The 18,514-nt window shown below is 52.3% G+C and carries 13 protein-coding genes; 6 read left to right on the top strand and 7 right to left on the bottom strand.

Features of this window, described 5'->3' with window-relative positions:
- Window positions 1–72: 72 nt before the first annotated feature.
- Window positions 73–480, top strand: coding sequence for a hypothetical protein (locus PLIM_RS09600; protein WP_148227054.1), 408 nt, complete (start codon window positions 73–75; stop codon window positions 478–480).
- Between the two features lie 70 nt (window positions 481–550).
- On the opposite strand, the gene PLIM_RS09595 is transcribed toward PLIM_RS09600, so the two are convergent.
- Window positions 551–1,060: a hypothetical protein gene (locus PLIM_RS09595; protein ID WP_013110110.1), complete on the bottom strand. Its 510-nt coding sequence runs from the start codon at window positions 1,058–1,060 to the stop codon at window positions 551–553.
- Window positions 1,061–1,216: 156 nt separating this feature from the next.
- Window positions 1,217–2,476, bottom strand: a complete 1,260-nt coding sequence (locus PLIM_RS09590; protein WP_013110109.1) for an outer membrane protein assembly factor BamB family protein — start codon at window positions 2,474–2,476, stop codon at window positions 1,217–1,219.
- Window positions 2,477–3,141: 665 nt separating this feature from the next.
- Between PLIM_RS09590 and PLIM_RS09580 the strand changes: the two genes are divergently transcribed.
- On the top strand, window positions 3,142–5,169 hold the full coding sequence (locus PLIM_RS09580; RefSeq protein ID WP_013110108.1) for a sigma-54-dependent Fis family transcriptional regulator: 2,028 nt from the start codon (window positions 3,142–3,144) through the stop codon (window positions 5,167–5,169).
- 920 nt (window positions 5,170–6,089) lie between these two features.
- Entirely contained in the window at window positions 6,090–6,365 is a 276-nt protein-coding gene (locus PLIM_RS09575; RefSeq protein WP_013110107.1) for a hypothetical protein, read from the top strand.
- 135 nt (window positions 6,366–6,500) lie between these two features.
- On the opposite strand, the gene PLIM_RS09570 is transcribed toward PLIM_RS09575, so the two are convergent.
- Window positions 6,501–7,835, bottom strand: coding sequence for a hypothetical protein (locus PLIM_RS09570; protein ID WP_013110106.1), 1,335 nt, complete (start codon window positions 7,833–7,835; stop codon window positions 6,501–6,503).
- A 320-nt stretch (window positions 7,836–8,155) separates the two neighbouring features.
- Here PLIM_RS09570 and PLIM_RS09560 point away from each other — a divergent pair, with 320 nt between their 5' ends.
- The 3 genes from PLIM_RS09560 to PLIM_RS09550 all read left to right on the top strand — a co-directional run bounded on the left by PLIM_RS09560 (window position 8,156) and on the right by PLIM_RS09550 (window position 12,595).
- On the top strand, window positions 8,156–10,153 hold the full coding sequence (locus PLIM_RS09560; RefSeq protein WP_013110105.1) for an AAA family ATPase: 1,998 nt from the start codon (window positions 8,156–8,158) through the stop codon (window positions 10,151–10,153).
- Between the two features lie 133 nt (window positions 10,154–10,286).
- Window positions 10,287–11,564: a GNAT family N-acetyltransferase gene (locus PLIM_RS22740; protein ID WP_013110104.1), complete on the top strand. Its 1,278-nt coding sequence runs from the start codon at window positions 10,287–10,289 to the stop codon at window positions 11,562–11,564.
- A 137-nt stretch (window positions 11,565–11,701) separates the two neighbouring features.
- Window positions 11,702–12,595 carry a cupin-like domain-containing protein gene (locus PLIM_RS09550; protein WP_013110103.1) on the top strand — a complete coding sequence of 298 codons (894 nt, stop codon included), beginning with the start codon at window positions 11,702–11,704 and terminating at the stop codon, window positions 12,593–12,595.
- A 65-nt stretch (window positions 12,596–12,660) separates the two neighbouring features.
- Here the strand turns inward: PLIM_RS09550 and PLIM_RS24540 are convergent, their stop codons facing one another.
- The 4 genes from PLIM_RS24540 to mutL all read right to left on the bottom strand — a co-directional run bounded on the left by PLIM_RS24540 (window position 12,661) and on the right by mutL (window position 18,386).
- Entirely contained in the window at window positions 12,661–13,965 is a 1,305-nt protein-coding gene (locus tag PLIM_RS24540; protein WP_013110102.1) for a prepilin peptidase, read from the bottom strand.
- A gap of 174 nt (window positions 13,966–14,139) precedes the next feature.
- Window positions 14,140–14,706 carry a shikimate kinase gene (locus PLIM_RS09540; protein ID WP_013110101.1) on the bottom strand — a complete coding sequence of 189 codons (567 nt, stop codon included), beginning with the start codon at window positions 14,704–14,706 and terminating at the stop codon, window positions 14,140–14,142.
- Complete coding sequence (aroE, locus tag PLIM_RS09535; RefSeq protein ID WP_013110100.1) at window positions 14,703–16,256, bottom strand: shikimate dehydrogenase; 1,554 nt, start codon at window positions 16,254–16,256, stop codon at window positions 14,703–14,705. Before aroE ends, PLIM_RS09540 begins: the two co-directional genes overlap by 4 nt.
- Window positions 16,257–16,307: 51 nt before the next feature.
- Window positions 16,308–18,386, bottom strand: a complete 2,079-nt coding sequence (gene mutL, locus PLIM_RS09530) for a DNA mismatch repair endonuclease MutL (protein WP_013110099.1) — start codon at window positions 18,384–18,386, stop codon at window positions 16,308–16,310.
- Between the last annotated feature and the right edge of the window lie 128 nt (window positions 18,387–18,514).

Below are 18,514 nucleotides of genomic sequence, written 5' to 3'. Positions count from 1 at the left end.
GCGTTCGAACAGAGTCAGCGATGGATGTTTCCATCATCGTGGCCTTTCGGGCTGTGGAGTCTGCTGCTAGCTATGACTACGATCACTTCTTCATGTGCTTCGTGGCAAAATGATCGTCAACTGGGTTTTCAATCCTGCCCCTGGCCCGCGGGCCAGCAGGTTCGCGAAGTCTTAAAGATCACTCCGCTTGGTACTGAGCGTGAAGAAGCGATGGCCAAGCTTCAGAAGGCGGGAATTCAAGGCAGTTACGGCGCTAATCAATCGATTTTCTACTGTGATGTGTGGCGCCGGGAAGATTCGATCTGGCACATCAATGTGGCTCTGCTCTTTGATGAGAACAATGTGATCTATGCGACGATGCCAGATATTGATGGGCAGATGGTGGAAAGCCCTAAGTCTGCCAAGGGAAAACCCGTCATGAATCAAAATGCTGCAGAGCCCACTCAAAATGCAACATCCGACGATCCATTTTTACAATGAATCGTCGGATGGTTTGAGTATCCGGAAATGATCAACTGCTCGTCGCCTGTGCACTGCTGCTCAAGGTCTATCAACGAGTAGCTTGGCATTGATGCTTGTGGGGCATGTGGTTTCCAGGGGATGTGGCTACTGGTTCTGAATCTGTCGCAGATTCCGTGGGGAGAAGCATCAGGCGACCATCACAGTGCCGGCAGGCCACTTTTAATCCCAGGTATTTCGGGGCGAACTTCAGTGACTTCTGGCAATGCGGGCAATCTGAATAAACGCTGTGGTTCCTGAGAGCCGGGTTCGTCAGATCGAAACAGAAGTTCGATTGGCAATGCTTACAACTGACGATTTGCCCCTGATATTTGCGGTGAATCCGTAATTCTTTCTGACAGCCTGGGCAATCGATGAAGTAGCCTTCGAAGTTCAACTCCACGACGGTCTCAATGATTGGTAAGGGGACGAATTCCGGAGTGACAATCGCCTCTGGCTGAAGCTCAGGATTCAGCAGGCAGCGACAACTGCGGCAACGGACGATTCGAGGGGGGACATCCTCACCACATTGCGGGCAAGGACCTCCTGGCCAGGCAGGCATATGCCGTCCTTTACTAAATGGAAGAGATTGAGAAAGTAACAACAGAAAATGAAGACGGGTGAAAAAAGAAAATCACCACTATTCAAAGAGATAGCACATCCCGTGCCAGCGGGAATATCGAAAGAACTGAGAGCGAAAATGCGGCAATCAGATGAGTTATCGGGTGGGCGGCAGGGCGTAAAGTTTTGTAAATGTCTTGGCGTAGACCACACCATTCGAAACGGCCAGAGATGAGTAGGAACCCTCACTAAGACTGGTATTTCCAAGCACTTTGAAGGTTGAATCAGCGGCGAGGCAAATGATCTTGCCATTTTCATCAATGTTGTACAGCCGATCATCGATCACAATCGGGGATGCTGTAAATTTGCCTCCGGCCCGCTCTGTCCAGATGGGTTCACCTGTTTTGGGGTTGAAGCATGAGACGACTCCACCATCGCCCCAAAGAAACAGCAGATCTTTGTGGATGATCGCACAAGGGACGTAAGGTAAGAGTCGTTCGAGTTTCAGTGCCACAGGGAGCTGGCCATCCGTCGGCTTCGCCAGTGGGTCGATGATATGGTACATCGTCCCTTTCCCCCCCTGACCTGCCCCAGCGACAATCCGACCAGCCGTCACCAGTGGAGAGGCGACAGTTCTTTGGCGAAAGGCTTCACTCGTCCAGAGAACATCTCCCGTGTAAGGATCGAGTGCTGTCACTCCGGAAACACCGTTTACACAAATCAGTTGCGCTGGAGCGCCGTTGGCAGGTTCATGGATGGCAGGTGTGGCGTAAGACGTTTCTCTCGATTCGCGGGCTTTACGCCAGGCCACTTCTCCCGTTTTGCGGTGCAGCGCTACAATCGAACTGTCAGAGTCCTGATCATTGGCCATGATCAGCAGGTTCTCGAAAAGGATTGGCGAGGCCCCCTGCCCGTGCTGTGATGCAAAAGGGCCGAGATCGTAACTCCAGAGTTTCTTGCCACCAAAATCAAAGGCCTCCACAAGAAACCGCTCAGTATCTGCCCAGGCAATGTAAACACGCTCTCCATCAGTGGTTGGAGAAGCGTTGGCAAAGCTGCTTTTGGCGTGTTTTCCGTTGACTCCGAGAATCGTTGAGGCTGTCCACGCAATTTCACCAGTATCCGTCTTGATGGCGTGTAATGATCGCTTGATCTTCTCGTTACCCAGCACCTCAGCAGAGGTGACAAAGACTCGGTTATCCCAGATGACAGGAGATGAATGGCCTTCTCCTGGCAGGGTGCAGACCCATTTGGCCGCCTGTGGATCCCACTGGGTAGCAACTCCTTTTTCCGTTGACAGACCAGTGCCGTTAGGCCCTCGAAATCTGGGCCAGTTTTCGGCCTGCGAGAGTCCAGGAGTCAGCCAGCTGATTGAAATTGTCAGCATTAGAGCCAGGTACAGGCTGTTATTGATCACTGTCGAATTTCCTATTGCCAGAACTTTGTCTTTGTGGGCAGTTTTCGCAGCTTAAAAATTCGTATTGATGCTGTTGATTTTGTGCCCGGGTGGACCAAGAGTGTCTATGTCATGAATCCGTTGGGCCGTGATCTTCACCCGGCCATTCCATGGTCACCATGTTGAGGTGGCAATGTTGGCTTGTCACTCTCCCAAAGGAACTCAGTTCGAAAGAAGCTCGATCAACACTGTTCACCCGTCCCTGCGAACTTCTTCAACGATGACTTGAGTTTCTGCGAAGTGCAAGAGCCGATCTCTCCTGAAACTCAATCTCCGCAAGATTTTCGAACGGCTCTCTGCAAATATGGCGACGGAAGAGACAGGATTGATGGCTGAACACAGTAGATGACAGGTTTTCCATCTGCTCCTGCGACACAATGCCATTTGGACAATGCACAAGCCACAGGTTACCGTGTTATAATCGTTGTGTTTGGCTTTTTGCTGCGCCTGAACGACAGACTGAATAGCGACAGATTCCTGAGTTCCTGTTGTGACAGCCGTAGAGACGACTCTATGGTTGAGAACAAATTCCTGTACGAGAAATATGGCGGCGTGAAGATTACCATGGCCATGAAAAAATCCAGTGGCCTGGTAATTTTGTAGCTCCCTGATGAATTGCTGGCTTTATGTCTCAAGAGGTTATTACAAAAGCAGACCCCGCATACCTGGTCGTTCGCACCGGCGTGAAACGCGGTGATGTCTACCGATTGCCTCATAACCAGGTGACAACGATTGGCCGGGCGACCACTTGCCGCATCGTTGTGCAGGACGAAATCTGCAGCCGTAATCATTGCGAGCTGTTTTTTGACGTCAATTGCTGGCGCCTGCGAGATTGTGGCAGTCGCAATGGGACAAAACTGCGTGGTGAACGCATTTCAGGCGATGTGGAGTTGAAGTTTGGCCAGTCGTTTCAGATTGGCAGCACGATTTTTGGCCTGGCCGGAAGTCTCACGCAGCGTTGGGATGATGACGATGGGTTGGATGAGCCCATTGAATCTGACACAGTCGATGCACTCCGCGAGCGGCACGAAAGCGACAGTAATCCAGAGATCCTACATCGCCGGCGTCAGTCCCGCTTCCGGCAACCTGTGGACGCTGCCGCCAGAGATAAGACTTCGCTTGAGCTTTCGAGGTTGTATCGACTGGCTTTGGAAATGGGTTCAGCCACGACAGCTCAAGGCCTCTCAGAAATTGTGCTTGAAGGTCTCCTCAATGCATCATCGGCCACCATCGGGGCCATTTTGCTGATGAGTTCGAGCCTCGCCAAAAATTCTGGCGGCAACGATCAACTTTCGGTTGTGGCTTATCGAGCTCAAAACCATCAGCCCTACCATCCGGTGTCTGATTCATTATCGCAGATTGTCCTCAAGGATCAGGAAGCGGTTCTGGCTCGCGATATCTCTTCGGATGATCGATTTCTGGATCGGGACAGTCTGGGTGAGATCGAGGCTCAGAGCGTTATCTGTGCACCTGTACGCACAGCAGAAAAGGTATACGGGCTCATTCATCTTTACTCGACAGATAACGTGAGCCAACTCGAAGTCGACGACCTGGAGTTTACATTGGCTGTGGCTGATCAGATGGCCGCTGGTCTGGAACAGTTGCAACGTGTCGAGAAGCTTCAGGCAGGTTTGCAGCGTGCCGAGGTCGAAAATCAGACGCTGCGTGAGCAATTACGCAGTGAGATGGATCTGATTGGCGAAAGCCCGGCCATGCAGCAGTTGAAAAACCGGATCGCACGCATTGCTCCAACAGATGCGACCGCACTCATTCGGGGGGAAAGTGGCTCTGGCAAAGAATTGATCGCGCGGGCGATTCATTTGCATAGCAACCGTCGGGGTGGCCCTTTCATTACGATGAACTGTGCTGCACTTTCCGAGAGCTTGCTGGAAAGCGAACTGTTCGGCCACGAGAAAGGCTCATTTACCGGTGCCGTTGGGCGCAAGTTGGGAAAATTTGAACAGGCGCATCAGGGGACGATTTTTCTTGATGAAGTGGGCGAAATGAGCCCGGGAGTACAGGCCAAATTTCTGCGAGTGCTGGAAGGACATCCGTTTGAACGGGTCGGTGGCGGCGACCCGGTGCATGCCGATGTTCGCGTTGTGGCGGCGACGAATCGGGATCTGGAGAAAGCTGTTTCCGAAGGAACCTTCCGTCAGGATCTTTACTTCCGGTTGCAGGTGGTCGAATTGGTGGTGGAGCCACTCCGTCGGAGAAAGCTGGATATTCCGCTGCTCGCGAATTATTTCCTGAACAGGTTCGCTCGAAAAATGGCACGGAATATGGTCGGGTTTACGCCTGGAGCGATGCAGGCACTGATTGAATACGACTGGCCCGGGAACGTGAGAGAACTACAGCATACCATCGAGCGGGCAGTGATCCTTTGTCCCCATGAGGCGGTTGGTCAGGCCGATCTGCATCTTTCGGCACTTGGGACAACCGGCAAATCTGTGGAGCCTACGCGCGACATCTCGACAAGGCAGACTTTTGAGGCCTTGCCCCTGGAGATCGTTGAGCAGCAGCACATTCTGGCCACATTAGAATGGACAGGATGGAACAAGTCTCAGGCTGCTCAGATCTTGGGAATTGAACGCTCGACACTGGATCGAAAGCTGAAGCGCTACGATGTGGAGAGGCCTCGGGAAAGAAACTGAATTTGAAATGGTGGCGGGCCGTTAATTTTCCAAAGAAAAATTTCTTGAGGCCAATTCGGGAAAAAGGTCGGAAATCAGCGGGAAACTGATAAAAAGTCAGTGGTCTCGCGAACTGGAGCCAATTCTGCATGCAGATCGTGTGAAAAAATTGTTGACAAAACCGGCCAGGAACGCACAATACGTCGTCAACAAAGAGTCCTGCCTCGAAGCCCACGCCTTGAAATCACACAATTTTGTGACGCAACTCGCAACTGATTGCCGATGGGTGCTGACGATGTCGCATCCCGCACAGTTGCAAAGCATCGGTCTGAGTTCACGATGTGCGTCCACTGGCCCCGCTGGCATGATGCTGGTGAGGTTGCCAAGCTGGAGTGATTGAATGGAGTGATTTCGCCGGTGGGTGGCATTGGTTCTTCTTGTTCGCGTCTATTCGGTCACAGATTGTGACAATTAGGTGTCGATCGGGAAGATGTTCAATGTGCCAGTGCACTGGTTGATTTGAAAGCTGGCTAAGAAATAGAGAGCCAGTCGACATGATGGGGCTGTGTGGTCATTCATTCAACTTTGACCGGATGTAATGGGTCTGTTGAATGATGACCGATGGCAACATACTGAGTGAAAGGTGAGGTTTGAATGGTGCGTAGAACAGTTGAGTGGTGCGAATTTTCAACCATTAACTGATTTTGTCTCGATAGCCATCAGACTTCACAAAAAGTTTTCACTCAGAGTTTTTTCGAATTAGATTTTTGGTTTGTGATCGTACTCAGTGTGTAGACAGCGGCTGCCCGAATTCAAGTTTCAATGGGCCGCTTGGGCTTGGAAAATCGATGTCGAAGCGATTCGGCAAGTTTGAGCATAAGTTTCAGCGTTCTGAAAACATTAGACTTCATCAATTTATTAGTAGAAAGGAGTGATCAAAGATGGCTCGCGATTTTGATCTCGATGATCTGGAAGAAGAGACCCTGGGATATGGCGAAGAAGGTGAAGAATTAGAGGGTGAGTTCGAGCATATTGACTTCGAAGCCCTGGGGATTGATCCTGCTCGTCCAACCACAGCAAAACCAGGTTCGGAAGATAAAGTTCTGATGCTGGCTGCCCGCTACTCCGCTGGTGTGCCACTCTGGAACACAGATGATTGCTACGATCATGGTCCTGCCGAAATGCTGGCACGACTTGCCCGTGGAGCAAAAGCCTAGTCTTAGGACTATGCCATTGGAATTGCTGCCCCAAATAGCAAATTCAAGAATTGATCAAACCTCAAGCGATTTGCTTGAGGTTTTTTTGTTTCTGCGGGAGACACCTTGACGCTGCCGACGGTTGCCAGCAATCGTTCAAAATCCGCCCGCAGGAACAATCTCTCGATCCCGAGGCATCTGTATAGAACCAGTTCCTCGGTGATTTCTTGGCCCATCCTGAACCATGGGAGCAGAACGAGGATCGACTGGTGTGGCGGGCCGCAGTATTTGTGGCGCTAAGCCATTCGTCGCTTCTCTGGTAAGGAGTGGTTGTCTCTCTGAGCTTGGTCGACTCTCGTCAACAGGTCTGGATGTATTCCCTCTCCATGGGCCGGGCCAGTTCTCAAGAAGTGTCTTTGATACGATCTGTGAATACTGTTCAATCGCCGCCGGTTGCTGGCTGCCTGCCATAGAAGTGGTCATGGCATCGGGAAGGTTCTGATCGTTCCAGGCCGATGTGGCATTGATAAGTGGAAGTCGATGTGTCTGGCAGAACTCAGAGAGGAGTTTGGCAAAACTCTGGTCTTCAGTTGTTCTCTGTGAGACCGGTGAAGTGATCACGATCACCGGGGTGTTGGATCGTTTGGCAAGATCGAGAATTGTCAGGATCGGACGCAACGTATGCTCAGTTCCATTGATCAATGCTTTCTGGCTATCTGGACTGCTGAAGGAGCTGGGGGAGCGTGACGGCAATTGGTCGTCATTAAGCTTTTCTGCGGTCTGCGAATGCCACAAGTGGGCAGTCCAGGCAATCGTCAGATCGATCAGTCGCCAGCGTTCTCGCCAATCTCTCGCGGGTTGAGATGCTGAGGGTGTGGTTAGCGAGGGATGAGTGCAACACAAAGGACGGCCATCGACGGAAGCGTGTGTAAATCGACGCAACTGGCGGTCGCGCTCAATCGCTGATCGATCAACGTGAATCAAAATGAGATCGGGTTCCGTACCGGCCCAATCGTTCATGTACTTTAGCGACATCAGCAGTGGGCAGCTTTCGGGAAATCCACCATTAATAATTTCGACGGGTGCTGGCGATCTGGTTTGCAGGAATGTCCGCACGAGGTGCGGTGGAGTGAGAGGTTCATCGAGCATGGGAGCTAAAACGGTTTCATTTCCCAGCCAGAGCACACGAAAGGTTCCTTGAGGCTTTGGGGTCTGCAATTCTTCCCCCCGTCCACCTCGGCTGTTGGTGCGAAAACGAACGGTTTGCCCATTCGTGCCGGGCCAGGTTCTTTCCGTACGAGGGATGAGTTCCTGGTATTGCCTCGCGGAGGGCACGAGCAGCGTGGAGAGTGAAGTAGCAGGTTTGGGACTATGTTCAGGAGCGTAGGCTTCCCACACTCTCAGCCCGACCTCCATGCCGCAGATGGACATAGTCAGCAAAAGTGTGGCTTTGACAAATTGTGTAACCCAACCACAGGCACGCAAAATCATTGCGGCCTCTCCTGTTCAGATTCCTTCCTGAACTCTTTTCGGGCCAAAGCCCAAATCTGCATTCTGAAGAAGTGTCTATGGGACTGAAGGGAACGCCATCCAGTGCGTAAATTGATCCCTGAATTGACCAGCATGAGAGTATTGGCATTCATCTGTTCAATCAAGATCGCTTTGGGCAGGTTTTCATGCTTGCAGAGCGTTCGATACTCACGCAAGCTGTGCATGAAACAACAGGTGGCGGAAAGTGTCGAGGTTTCATCTGAAATCCGGCAGTTTTATGACAGAGCGCTGAGTCAAATTCTCTGAGTTCCGAGGGATTCATGTCAAACTTTTCTGCCGATCTCGTGGGGCGTATTCGAGCTGGCTATCCGCTGGTCGTGATCAAGACACACGAAGAGGAACGCTGCCTATCAATCATTCGCCAACTCTCGGAAGAAGAATCCTGGGAATTGCGTGAGGGAATGCCGGCTGAACATCAGCCCGATCTTGCCGCCACGAGGCCCATCGATTCGGCTCAATGGGTTGCCGGCGCCGAGGTCGCTGCGGAAGGTCTGGTCTGGCTCATTTGTCGGTTAGGCCGCTTTCTCGATTCTCCGCAGGCCATTCGAGATTTTCGTGAAACCGTCACCACGGCACTTCGTCGCCGTCAAACTTTGATCGTTATTGATCCTGACCCAGATCTTCCCGTGGATGTCGAAAAGCTGGCTATTTCAATGGCCCTCCCTTTGCCTGATCTCGCCGATTTGAGACAGATTTTGCAGGAGTACAAGGAAGAATCTCTTGCGATGCATCACCAGGTCGAACCTTGGAGCCACGAAGAGGAAGACTCATTGCTTAAAGCACTCGCCGGTCTGACCTGGCATGAAGCTCGCATGGCAATTCGCCGGGCGATGCTTGATCGCAAAACCGTTGATGATGATGTCATTCGTCTGCTGATCTCCGAGAAGAAGAGCCTTGCTTCCGGATCGGAGTTCTTGACCTTTTATGATCTTCAAGAAGGTCTAAACAATGTTGGTGGACTCGATCAGCTCAAGGAGTGGCTGACCCAAAGATCAAAGGCTTTATCACCCTCAGCCCGAGAACAAGGGATCCCTGCCCCAAAGGGAGTCTTTCTCCTGGGGGTTCAAGGGTGCGGAAAAAGTCTTTCTGCACGCGTGACTGCCAGAGTCCTGGGGTTTCCTCTGGTGCGGCTCGATGTCACTCATTTACTGGCTGGTCAGCACGGTGGGCCGGAAGAAAATCTGCGAAAAGTCCTGCAGACGATGGAGAATCTCGCACCGGCTGTCCTCTGGCTCGATGAAATCGAAAAAGGTTTTGCAGGAGCCGAACAATCATCCGGTGGAGCGACCGACTCAACCATGGCCCGCCTGCTGGGAACTTTTCTGACCTGGATCAGCGAAGTCGAGCAACCTGTCTTTCTGGTAGCCACAGCCAATTCTGTTGAATCTCTTCCCCCGGAGCTGCTGCGCCGCGGCCGATTTGATGAACTCTTTTTTATCGACTTACCCAACTTTGATGAGCGACTAAAGATATTGCAGATCCATCTCGAAAAGCGAGGCTGGCAACCTTCCCTGTACGATCTCGATCTGTTGGCGCGGCAGACCGATGGCTACAGCGGAGCGGAACTGGAGCAGATTGTCAGTTCAGCGATTGTGGAATCTTTCAGCCACGGTCGAATTCTGGAAATGGAAGATCTTGAGAAAGCACGTCGATCACTGATTCCCTTGTCGATCACTGCCGAAGATCAGGTTTTTGCGATCCGCCAGTGGGCGGAAGGTCGTTGCCGCAAAGCGACCAGCGATCATCGGGTTGTCCGCATGCTCGACGATGAACAGCAGGCAGAATTACGCACGATTTCCGCAGCTCCCGCAGTGACCATAGATGCTGCAGAGGCATGGCAACAACTGGCAGCTCACGGCCAACTGAAGGCTGCAATTGTCGAATATGTCAGACGAACCGGTGAGGCGGGCTTTGCCCCTCTGGCCGAAAGTTTTGATCGATTTCAACCCACGAAAGGTGACTACGGTTTACGGCTGAAGCACCCGGCTGGCGTCCTTGTCGCGGCCGGATTGTCTCGTGAGTTTGCCAATCTTCTGATTGAGTTGTTCTCGTCGAGAAGGCTCTACTTAAGAGTCGTTCCTCCCGCGCATGAACTGGTGCAAGTCCCATTAAGGCTCGCTCTTCTGGATGCTGTTCCCTCGGAAGCGCTGGCGAAACCGGTCTTTCTTCCCTGCACGTTACGACTTTCGCCGGATGTTCGTAACGCTAGATCTCTACAGGAGTTAAAAATCGTCAGGCTGGGCACTCAAGCTGAATAACCGGCCGCAGAAGAACTCAGCCATCGCGGTCCGATTTGCCTCACCCGGTTCTTGAACTAGCTTTACCTGTAGTGAAGGTCATTGCGGGATCCACGTGATCCCGAGATCAAGCGACAGGAAAAGGCATATCGGGATGGGAAGCGCTGCAGCCGGAACAGTGAGGGCGGAATCATCTGCTTCACCCCCTGAGACTCCTTCGGCAGTCACGTCAATTCCCAAAGCTGATGGTCACACCCAGCGAAATAAACGACGCATTCACGAAACCGATTTCCGCATGGAAATCGTTACCGATCATGCCCGCCTGCAAGAAATCATTCCACAGTGGAGTGAATTAGCCAGTCGGTCGATCGAGCCCAATCCTTTTTATGAGCATTGGTTTGTCCTGCCGGCGCTGCGACATTTTCCGCACGATCCGGGACTTCGCTTTATTCTCATCTGGCAATCGGGATTGCGGCCCGGAGAATCCGAAAAGCTGGTCGCGATGTTCCCTCTCCAGCGTCAGCACAAGACATGGCAACAGCCGCTGAATTGTGATCGACTCTGGCAGCATGATTACACGTATCTTTGCACTCCCCTGGTTGATTCTGAGAACACAGCGATCATTCTGACCGAGTTCTTCAAGTGGACTCGGACAACAGCCTGCGGTGCCAGTTTTCTCGAGTTGCCGCATATCCATGGTGAGGGGCCATTTCAACACGCTTTACTCGAAGCCATGGAGCGACAATCGGTCTTTTCGCTCGTATCTCATCAATATGGCCGGGCGCTGTTTCGAAGAGCCGCCAGTGCTGAGATTTATCTGGATCAGGCGACGACATCGCATCACCGTCAGGAACTCCGGCGGCAACGTCGTCGGCTTGCTGAACAGGGGCAATTTGAAACGCGTGAATTGAATGCCGGGGAGAATGTTGACCCCTGGGTGGATCTTTTTTTGCAGCTTGAAGGTGGAGGATGGAAAGGTCAGCAACAGACGGCGATGGCATCGCTCTCTCACCACGCACAGTGGTTTCGTGATGTCTGCCGGGCAGCTCAGGAACGCGGACAATTGATGATGCTGGGGCTGTTTCTCAATGGTCAGGCGATCGCTGTCAAATGCAATTTTCTGGCGGGAGATGGTGGCTTTACATTCAAGATTGGATTTGACGAAGCCTATGCCAAATTCTCTCCCGGGGTACAACTCGAAATTGAGAACATTGGCTTTGCTCACCAGAAGCCTGACTTGAATTGGCTGGATTCCTGTGCTGCTCCTGGCCACTTCATGATTTCGCGGCTCTGGCCCGAGCGACGAACGATTCAGCGACTACTCGTCTCGACGGGACGCTGGGGTGATCTTTCAATTGCCGCTCGCTTTGGATTGCGTGCCTTGCGAAGGGTCATTAAGCCTCCACAACAAACCGCAATGGCCGACAATTAGTTTCTCGAAACCCGGCAGATCAGAACTCATTGAATTTTATATGCAGCGATAAAGCCACATTGCTACTAGCGATCGAATCAACCTTGTGCGAACTCCATGTTTAATGCTTGAAATGCTCTCATCCTAAAGGCGTGATCATGTTGACAATGACTCCTCCGAACTCTGTGCAGACATCAGCAATTGCCGGAGAGAATTCGACTCTGCTCGAGTGGGATACTGCCGAGTTTGATCGCTGCTTCAACAAGCAGCCATTTCTCATTCGGCATCGTCTCTGCGAAAACCCGCTGTTTTCCGTAGAACGCCTGCTCAAGCTGGCTCAGGAACTTCCTGAAAACGATATCGAATACAATGCCGGCAACTTACCGATCAATCAGGATCCCGACCTCACGCCTCGTAATGGTCTCAGTGTGGCCGATACCGTTCGGCGCATTAAAGAATGCAAGTCGTGGATGGTTCTCAAGCATGTGGAAAACGATCCCGCCTACGGGAAAGTCCTGGATGACTGCCTGGCTGAAGTTCGTACCCAATCGGAAGCCATTGTCCCGGGCATGATGTCGGCTCATGCCTATATTTTTCTCACTTCTCCGGGTTCCATCACACCCTATCACATGGATCCGGAACATAATTTCCTGCTCCAGATTCATGGCAGCAAAATCGTTCATCTGTTTGATGGAAATGACCCGTCGATTGTTTCCCAGGAAGACTTCGAGCGTTTTTATGGTGGACGGGTTCGCAATATGACTCTCGCCGATGAGAATCGCTCAAAATCATGGGTCTTTGATCTGCAGCCCGGTTATGGACTTCACTTCCCAGTGACCTATCCACACTTCGTGCAAAACTGTGAAGAGGTCTCGGTATCGCTGAGCATCACCTTCCGGACACCCGATCTCGATCGCCGTCTGGGTATTCACTCGATCAATTGGAAGCTCCGCCAGCGTGGCTGGAAGCCCTCCCCTGTGGGTAAGCATCGACTCCTCGATTGGGGCAAGTATCAGTACTATCGAGCGGCCCGCCGCCTGAACATGATCTGATGGTTCGAGCGATCAGGCGTATCTTGAGCTTGAATCTGTAAGGACAGCCCGTCATGGGTTGTCCTTCAGTTTTTCCATGGGAGTGTATGGCCGCGCCATTTTTCGCTGTGTAAGCGTCCCTGGCTGGCTAACTCACCATGCCATGTTGAATTTGATCCCGGCTGGCTCATCGTGGCTTCCGGTTGACGGTTGGCAAAGAAGATCAACTGGTCGGCACTGGTCCATTCGTCTTCGATGGGCCATTCATCGCGAATACCCAATAAACGCTTCATGCCCTGCACCAGCCAGAGTGAGGCGACGAGCAGTACCAGCATCACGGCGCCAATGATGAAAAGTAAGGGCCCCATCGCAAAGAATTTCTCGGCTCGCGTCATGATGGGTTGCCAACCGAGTATCACAATGAGTGTGGCGATACTCAGGAAAGGTCCATAGGGCATTGCCCGGTTTTTGATCCACGGGAAGGTGACCGCCAGTGAAAGAAGAGCCACGACTGGTGCCAGAAAGAAAACGACTATCGAGGCTTGCCAACCAACGTAAATGCCGATCACTCCTCCCAGAATGACATCGCCAAACCCCATGGCCTCTTGACCGAAAACCCAATGTCCCAGGATTCTGACCAGCCAGATCAGACCAGCGCCAACGACCAGACCTGTCAGGCTGAATACGATGGCATGCCATCGAGGCCATGCAGAAATCCAGCTCGGGATGCTCCATGTCTCCCACCAGCTCAACATTCCTTCCGGGAAGAACAGGCCCAATGTGCGGATCAGTTCCGGATCGTGAAACCAGACGGGCCAAAGCGCTGTTGTACCCGTGATAATGGGTATGGCGAGACCAAAAATCGCCATGGGGACAGTCACTCCATCGGGAATGATCTGCAGATCAAAATCAATCAAAGTGGCAACGAGCAGCCCTTCAATCAGTACCAGAAAATAAACGTAATGCCATAACGCACGACTGAAGATTTCTTGACGGCTGACGACCGTTGCATCTCCCGGAAGCAGTTCAGTCCAGACACAACTCGCTGAGGCTTCGTGAAAGTAGCCTTGAGGCACGATGGCGAGATAGAGCACCACCCACAATATGCCATTGAGGGCTTCGATCGCCGGGTAACGCCACGAAATTCGAATTCCACAAGCCCGACAGCGGCCCCGAAGTAATAACCAACCCAGAATTGGGACATTATCTCTCGAAAGAATCGGCGTCCGACAACCCGGGCAGGCTGAAGGGGGATAAACGACCCCTTTGAGTGATTGAATCCAGTCGTCGTGGCGTGGAATCCGCCAGACAGCGACATTCAGAAAACTCCCGACCATCGAACCCAGAATAAAGAGCGTCGAAAGGATGAACCACGCAGGGAGATCGAGCATGCATTCCCTTCGGGATTTCGTTGAGAAAGGGGGAAAGGTTCTGAAGTTTGATAATCGTCAACAATCTGCCGAAAGTTGCATGCTTATGCAATTGTGCAGGTTGTAAATCCAATTCTTGAAGCAATGGTGATTAAATTAATCATCATCCATGCCTTCGATGTTTTCTCGACAGGCTCACCTGTGGGATTGAATTTTCAAGTCGACAAGTTTCTCCAGAATTTCTCGCACGATTTGTGTCTCATCCCGTTCATCGGTCGTGACATCAAACGATGCTGTCTCTTGATAGAAAGGTTCTCGCCTGGCCAGGAGGGTGGTCACTTCGTAAAGCATTTGTTCTTCTGGGGTATGATCTGGTTTCGTCTCAGCCAGTAACGCGGGACGTTGATGGGCCGTGGCCGAGTCCAGTTTCAGCCTTGTGCAGATGGTTCGTGGTGTCGCCTTCAACCAGACCACCGGGCCTGCTGATTGCAGCGCTGCTCGATTCTCAGGCCGCAGGATGACACCTCCACCCGTTGAAAGTACGAAGGATTCTTTCGAGTTGGCCAGCTCATGAATTAGGTCGGCTTCGAGCTGTCGAAAAACGGGCTCGCCATCGGTCGCAAAGATCTCGCTGATCTTGCGACCTGCTCGTTCCTGCAGCAATTGGTCGGCGTCGATAAACCCCAGGTGCAGATCCTCCGCGAGTTTCGCTCCGATGGTTGTTTTGCCAGTGCCTCGATAACCAATCAGGGAGATCTTCATGAGTCGCTCACTTGTCCGTTATCCGCATTTCCATCGGCAGCCGAAGGATCGGCCAGCAGATCGTCATGTCGAACAGGCGAAATCAATCGACGGAAAATCGTACGGACATCATCGAGCGAGAGCTTGAGCCCGGTAAACAATCGGAACTGTGCCGTCGCCTGGCGAATAAACATTTCTACGCCAGTGACTGTCGTGCAGCCGCGATCACGGGCATCTTTGATCAGCAAAGTTCGCTCGGGTGTGTAAATCGTGTCGAAAACTAGCATCCCCTCGCGCAGCCAGTGAATGGGAAAGGGGGATTCATTCAAGTTCGGATGCATACCCACGGGCGTGCAATTGATCAGAATGTCGGCAAATTCCGACCCGCGGTTTTCCCAGGTGATTGCCCGCCCGCCAATTTGATCAGCCAGTGCTTGAGACCTTTTCAATGTGCGGCTTGCCACCACGGTAATGGCTTCACTCTTCTGCATGGCCATGCCAATCGCTTTGGCAGCACCACCGGCACCCAGCAATAAGACACGTTTGCCAGTCAGGCTTTCTCCAGGTTTAAGCCCACTGAGAATGGCATCGAGTGCCGCCTGGTAATCGGTATTCGAACAGGCCCAATGCCCCGCCTGATCGCGATAGACCGTATTCGCAGCTCCAATCGCCCGGACGAAGTCATCACACATCGGGTATTTCTGAAGCACAGATTCCTTGTGAGGAATTGTGGCACTGTAGCCAGTAAAACCCAGTTGTTCGTAGGCGTCGAGTGTTTCACTCAGTTCTGAGGCGGAAACTCGCAGTGGCAGGTAAACGCCATCGAAACCAGCCTTTCGCATGAGCGTATTGTGCAGGAGAGGACTCAAACTGTGGGCCACCGGGTCTCCCAGAACACCCAGCAGAATCGTCTTGCGGGTAATCTGTTCGTAGCGGAACATTTTCCGCATTTCGTCGAATGAAAACTGACCAGGTGCCAGTTCACGTTCTTTATTGAATGTCGCGTAAGTGAAGGGCGAACCAAAGGCACCACACAGGACACGGGTGAGCATCCCCTTCTCCCCCATACAGAAACCGACTGTGGGGACTTGTGCACCTTCGACAAGCTTGAGCATGCGGACACAATCCTCAGCCCGGTTCGCCATCGTCACGATCTTGACCAGATCCGCATCCAGTTTGCACATCTGTGCATACTTCTCTTCCAGGTCATCAGGAGTCTGATCGAAGTCGTGATGGCTGATAATCCGTTTGGTCTTGCCATATCTGCGGATCTGCGGGGCAATATCGGCTTCGATATCGACATAATCAGCCCCGGAAAGAATGGCGGTTCGCAGGATTGTCTGCCGCTCTTCTTCTGTACCGCGAAAGCGACCGCGATCTGCCACGCGACGACAAGTGACGATGGTGGGAGTGGGCCGATCCGCGAGTAATCGCTTCATATCGGGTGTTCGCGACAGGTAATCCACCCGGAGTTCCACCAGCTCGGCACCTTTTTGCGCCAGTGCCTGATGTTCCGCAATCATCATCTGGTGCCGGGTGCGGCCTATTCCAACACAAATCTGCGACGCCACAATATGCCCTATCAATTGATGCGTGGATAAAAATCGTCATTCAAACAGCCATCAGGAACCCAGACGTCCAAATTGCCGATCAAGTTCGCTTCTTGACAGATTGAGTGCCGTAGGCCGGCCATGAGGACAATGATGAGCATCGGCGACAAGATGTCGTTGTCGCAACAGCTCTTCGATTTCCTCCTGGCTCAACTTCTGCCCCGATTTTACAGCCGCCTTACAAGCCATCATATTCAGTAGCTCATCCAGAATATCGCGATGAGCACTTTCCAGTGATGAAGACTCCAATTGTTCCGCCAGATCACGAAGCAATTGCTCCTGATTCAGTTTTCCGAGCATCGCCGGGTAGGCCGAAAGGAGAATGGTTCCCTGCCCGAATTCGCAAATCTCGAATCCCAGTTGATCTAACGCTTCCCGGCAATCGAGGAGCAGGCTGGATCCCCGAAAGCCCAGGGCAATCGGTACCGGGATGAGCAGTCGCTGCGATTCCATGGCCTTGCTATGCACTCGACGGCGGAATTCTTCGTAAAGAATTCGTTCATGCAAGGCATGTTGATCGATGACCGTCATCCCTTCGGGAGTTTCGACCACCAGATAGCAGTCATGAATCTGCAGCGCTCGCACCCCTTCCAGGAATTGTGTCGAGAAATGATGGTTCTGGCTCCCAGCGGCATGAGGAAGTTCAGAGATTTCCCTCGCCTGAGAGGAGTCCAGTTCATGATCAGATTTCTGGGGCTGCTCTGCGAATGCCGCCTCTTCGACTTCTGGCGTATCCATGCCATCCGTCGATTCGGAATGGGCTACGTGATCAAAATGCGATGGTGAATTCACTCTGCTGACTGTCCGGTGAGTCGTGGCCGACCATTCCAGATTCTCAGTCTCGAAGCGATTCAATCCGGGAGCGATTTCCGAGCTCCAGGGAGAAGTGGCTGAATCCGGCAGGTTCGGCGAAAGCAGCGAGAGTGGACTATTTGCGTTGGCACTGCCGATCGTCGATCCAACCATGAGCGGAGACCCGGCGATCTCAGCCGTTTTGAAAAGTTCGGTCTTTGCCCATTGGGAGAACTCTTTCTGGATTTCGTTCTGCTCTTGAGGATCGACTGTGCTGGCTTCAGCAGGAACCTTGAGCTTGCTGTCGAGATCCATGCCTAGAAATCGATTGCGTAGTGATGAGAGCATGAGGCGATAGATTGACTGCGGATCTTGAAAGCGTACTTCCACCTTGGTGGGATGCACATTCACATCGACATCAGCCGGGTTGAGTTCGAGAAAGAGAAAACAGATCGGATGACGCTGCACCATGATCAAGCCGCGATAAGCCTCGGAAAGAGCATGTTGAATGGATCGATCCTGGAACCAGCGGCCATTCAAGAAAAGATGCTGCCATTTCCGTGTGGCTTTATTGACAGCCGGATGGCCGACATAACCCCAGAGTCGCATTTCTCCGAGTTGATGATCAATCGAGATCAACTGTTCGGAAATGGCCGAACCATAGAACATTTCGAGACGGTCAATCAGTCGGTCTGTGGCAGGGAGTTCGTACACAATTTTATCGTTGTGACGAAGCACCATGTGCACATGAGAGCGGGCCAGTGCAATCCGGGTAAATTGTTCACTGATGTGTCCGAATTCGGTGGCATCGCTCTTGAGAAATTTTCTGCGGACAGGTGTATTTGCAAAGAGTTGTCGAATCTCGATACATGTTCCCGTCGCACAGCCGCAAGGAACGACTTCTCCCCGCTCACCCAGATTGACGACCAGCTCTGAACCCACATCGCTGTCTGGAATTCGCGACCGGATTCTCAGTTGACTCACTTCGGCAATCGACGCCAGGGCCTCGCCACGAAAACCGAGTGTGGAAATCTGAAACAGGTCGTCAGCCGTGCGGATCTTGCTGGTCGCATGTGTGGTCACAGCGAGGAGAATGTCATCCGCGTGAATGCCTCCGCCATCATCGGTCACGCGAATATATTCACTGCCACCCGCGCCAATATCGACTTCAACCCGAAGTGCGCCGGAATCGATGCTGTTTTCGATCAGTTCTTTCACCACGCTGGCAGGGCGCTCGATCACTTCGCCTGCTGCGATTTTGTTCACTACACTGTTGGAGAGCTGTTGTATCCGACCCATGGCTATCTCTTGGTTGCCCTTTTCGCTCTCTGTTTCTTTGCGGAATCATCCCTGTTGAAACTCCGCCGCACAGCCAGCGACCATGACGCACAAACTCTGCAGTGTAACCGGTTTTGACCTTCACAGAA

Source organism: Planctopirus limnophila DSM 3776, assembly GCF_000092105.1.
Lineage (GTDB): Bacteria > Planctomycetota > Planctomycetia > Planctomycetales > Planctomycetaceae > Planctopirus > Planctopirus limnophila.
The sequence above is the reverse complement of the archived record's forward strand: the minus strand, read 5'-3'. Positions and strand labels throughout refer to the sequence as shown.